This is a genomic window from Anoxybacillus sp. EFIL (assembly GCF_013096955.1).
Lineage (GTDB): Bacteria > Bacillota > Bacilli > Bacillales > Anoxybacillaceae > Anoxybacillus > Anoxybacillus ayderensis.
This window is the reverse complement of the sequence record NZ_SDLH01000021.1, coordinates 1-1,316: the sequence shown is the minus strand read 5'-3', so window position 1 is coordinate 1,316 and position 1,316 is coordinate 1. Positions and strand designations below refer to the sequence as shown.

Sequence of the window (1,316 nt, the reverse complement as noted above, 5' to 3'; positions counted from 1 at the left end):
ATCCCTCACACAAACGGCAACGCTTGTTCATGGACTGAACGTGGATGGATCAACCCTCGATTATGAAAGGTTGAACTTAAATCAGCATAATGAACGGTGATTGGCAAACGTGTTTTCAGCATAGAATGGATGTGCATAAATGATAGCTTATATGCATCTGAAACGATATCCCGAATAGACAAACATTGCGTCTTTTGAACAATCTTTACAGCTTGCGCCATTCCTACAGATTCTCTTGGATCAGTTGCACATAAATAAGCCATCCTTTCCTTCGCATAACATAATCCTTGCACAGTAAACCAACGTCCGTTTGTGTATACAGCCATTCTTCTTCGCGGTCTTTTAATAATTTCAACGAAATCAAATGGGATTTGGAATGACTGCATATACCGTGTTAAATGATCTAAATCTTCGCGACATACGCCATCGCGGTGAAATGTAATATGAGCTGGCTTCATTCCATATATTTTCTCATAGCTAAATATACTCTCATCTATAATTTCTTCCATTGTACGATTGGCAATCGTTTCACCAGCTACAGCAGTCATGACTGATTTTTGTTTGATCATTCGCCCGTCTTTTCCGATCACTTGAATAATCCCAGAAGCATGTTTTCCATGTTCATGACTGACATCTAAACCGATAAAGCAATCTGAATTCATCTCATCTGACAAAATCCATGGCTGAACTCCCGATTTTGCGTAAATTCCTAGTAGCACATTATATTGATAGTACAAATTTTTTACAACTGACGAATCAAATATGACAAACTGTGTCATTATATCTGCTTTCGCACCAAATTCTCGTTTAATTGCCACATATGCTCGATCGATATTTTCTTCCGTTCCAATGACAATAACAGTCCCATCGAACGCATCAGCGATCGACTTTAGTTCGAACGAAAGACGCTCACTTTTGAAAAAATCGACAGGCAATACTCCAAATAACTGACGCGGTTTTTTCGAGACATTTAACTTTACACCTAGCTTTTCAGATAAATCTTGTAATTTCTTTGTAAAATCCAATATTTCATCTTTCTTCCTTTGATCGTAATTTAATTCTGGATCAACAAAATAGCTAACGGTGACACTCTTCGGCTCATAAACACCAGCTTGACCTAAACCATCAGACACTTTCGTTGTTTTATAATCTCGACCAAATTCCATTAACGGTGGGGAGAGATTAAAAATATCGTAATTAAGATTTGCCGCCCGAACGTTTTCTTTTCTGAAAGTCAACATGTTCTGATATTGCAACAAACGAAATATCTCTTGATAAAGTTTCGGCATTTTCTCATTCGGTGGCAACTTAATGAT

Annotated in this window: 1 protein-coding gene; it reads right to left on the bottom strand. The window is 37.6% G+C overall.

What is annotated here, in order from left to right:
• Positions 1-5: 5 nt before the first annotated feature.
• A partial coding sequence (locus ES017_RS15035; protein WP_253263413.1) for a Piwi domain-containing protein occupies positions 6-1,316 on the bottom strand: 1,311 nt, incomplete at its 5' end.